This window comes from Paenibacillus sp. P4_A9 (assembly GCF_056402415.1).
The window spans coordinates 1-2,932 of sequence record NZ_JBFUHL010000165.1 but is presented as its reverse complement, the minus strand read 5'-3'; the positions used below and the strand labels follow the sequence as shown (position 1 = coordinate 2,932).

Here is a 2,932-nt window from a genome sequence, read left to right as displayed (position 1 = left end):
TTTTCTAGGTTAAGCTAGAAAGAGCACACGGAGGATGCCTAGGCACTAGGAGCCGAAGAAGGACGTGGCGAACGACGAAATGCCTCGGGGAGCCGTAAGCAGGCTTTGATCCGGGGATGTCCGAATGGGGGAACCCAGCTGTGGTAATGCGCAGTTACCATGTAGTGAATACATAGCTACATTGGAGGCAGACCCAGGGAACTGAAACATCTAAGTACCTGGAGGAAAAGAAAACAAAAGTGATTCCGTCAGTAGCGGCGAGCGAAAGCGGAATAGCCCAAACCAAGGAGCTTGCTCCTTGGGGTTGTAGGACCTCGAYATGGGGTTAGTTTGGTAGGCGAAGTGATCTGGAAAGGTCCGGCATAGAAGGTAAAAGCCCTGTAGCCCAAACTGAACGAAWCCCCTAGAGGTATCCTGAGTACGGCGGGTCACGTGAAACCCCGTCGGAATCCGGCAGGACCATCTGCCAAGGCTAAATACTCCCTAGTGACCGATAGTGAAGCAGTACCGTGAGGGAAAGGTGAAAAGCACCGCGGAAGCGGAGTGAAAAAGAACCTGAAACCGTGTGCTTACAAAAAGTCAGAGCCCTCTATATGGGTGATGGCGTGCCTTTTGTAGAATGAACCGGCGAGTTACGTTCCCGTGCGAGGTTAAGTTGAARAGACGGAGCCGCAGCGAAAGCGAGTCTGAATAGGGCGCTTTAGTACGTGGACGTAGACCCGAAACCGTGTGATCTACCCCTGTCCAGGGTGAAGGTGAGGTAACACTCACTGGAGGCCCGAACCCACGAATGTTGAAAAATTCGGGGATGAGGTGGGGGTAGCGGAGAAATTCCAATCGAACTCGGAGATAGCTGGTTCTCCCCGAAATAGCTTTAGGGCTAGCCTCGGATGTTGAGTTGTGGAGGTAAAGCACTGATTGGGTGCGGGGCCCGCCAAGGGTTACCAAGTCCAGTCAAACTCTGAATGCCACAAACTTAAATCCGGGAGTCAGACAGTGAGTGCTAAGATCCATTGTCAAAAGGGAAACAGCCCAGACCATCAGCTAAGGTCCCCAAGTGTGTGTTAAGTGGGAAAGGATGTGGAGTTGCACAGACAACCAGGATGTTGGCTTAGAAGCAGCCACCATTGAAAGAGTGCGTAATAGCTCACTGGTCGAGTGACTCTGCGCCGAAAATGTAACGGGGCTAAACACGCCACCGAAGCTATGGCTTGCACAATGTGCATGGGTAGGGGAGCGTTGTATGTACGTAGAATTCTGACCGTAAGGACAGGTGGAGCGCATACAAGTGAGAATGCCGGTATAAGTAACGAAAAGATCAGTGAGAATCTGATCCGCCGAAAACCTAAGGGTTCCTGAGGAAGGCTCGTCCGCTCAGGGTAAGTCGGGACCTAAGGCGAGGCCGAAAGGCGTAGTCGATGGACAACAGGTGGAAATTCCTGTACCACCGTAGCCGTTATGAGCAATGGAGTGACGCAGAAGGATAGTGACGCGAGCTGATGGATGCTCGTCCAAGCAGTGAGGCTGRTGTGTAGGCAAATCCGCWMATCGTAAGGCTGGGCTGTGATGGGGAGGGAAATTTAAGTACCGAAGGTCATGAGTTCACACTGCCAAGAAAAGCTTCTAGCCAGGCGAAGGTGCCCGTACCGCAAACCGACACAGGTGGGTGAGAAGAGAATTCTAAGGCGCGCGGAAGAACTCTCGTTAAGGAACTCGGCAAAATGACCCCGTAACTTCGGGAGAAGGGGTGCCTCGGTAGGGTGAATAGCCCGAGGGGGCCGCAGTGAAAAGGCCCAAGCGACTGTTTAGCAAAAACACAGGTCTGTGCGAAGCCGCAAGGCGAAGTATACGGGCTGACGCCTGCCCGGTGCTGGAAGGTTAAGAGGAGTGGTTAGGGGCAACCCGAAGCTATGAATTGAAGCCCCAGTAAACGGCGGCCGTAACTATAACGGTCCTAAGGTAGCGAAATTCCTTGTCAGGTAAATTCTGACCCGCACGAATGGCGTAACGACTTGGGCGCTGTCTCAACGAGAGATCCGGTGAAATTTTAATACCTGTGAAGATGCAGGTTACCCGCGACAAGACGGAAAGACCCCATGGAGCTTTACTGCAGCTTGATATTGGACTTTGGTACGATCTGTACAGGATAGGTGGGAGCCTTTGAAGCCTGAGCGCCAGCTTGGGTGGAGGCATCGTTGGGATACCACCCTGATCGTATCGGAGTTCTAACCTAGTACCGTGATCCGGTATGGGGACAGTGTCAGGTGGGCAGTTTGACTGGGGCGGTCGCCTCCTAAAATGTAACGGAGGCGTTTAAAGGTTCCCTCAGAATGGTTGGAAATCATTCGYAGAGTGCAAAGGCATAAGGGAGCTTGACTGCGAGACCTACAAGTCGAGCAGGGACGAAAGTCGGACTTAGTGATCCGGTGGTACCGAATGGAAGGGCCATCGCTCAACGGATAAAAGCTACCCTGGGGATAACAGGCTTATCTCCCCCAAGAGTCCACATCGACGGGGAGGTTTGGCACCTCGATGTCGGCTCATCGCATCCTGGGGCTGAAGTAGGTCCCAAGGGTTGGGCTGTTCGCCCATTAAAGCGGTACGCGAGCTGGGTTCAGAACGTCGTGAGACAGTTCGGTCCCTATCTGTCGCGGGCGTAGGAAATTTGAGAGGAGCTGTCCTTAGTACGAGAGGACCGGGATGGACGTACCGCTGGTGTACCAGTTGTCTCGCCAGAGGCATCGCTGGGTAGCTATGTACGGAGGGGATAAGCGCTGAAAGCATCTAAGCGCGAAGCCCCCCTCAAGATGAGATTTCCCAGTATGTAAGACCCCTTGTAGACGACGAGGTTGATAGGTTCGAGGTGGAAGTGCGGCAACGTATGCAGCTGACGAATACTAATCGGTCGAGGGCTTAACCAAAATTCCTAAGA

The 2,932-nt window shown here is 53.1% G+C and carries 1 rRNA gene; it reads left to right on the top strand.

Annotated features, from left to right (window positions below):
• Nucleotides 1-7 precede the first annotated feature (7 nt).
• Nucleotides 8-2,921: ribosomal RNA gene (locus AC1DVJ_RS30465) — 23S ribosomal RNA — on the top strand.
• The last annotated feature ends 11 nt before the right edge of the window (nucleotides 2,922-2,932 follow it).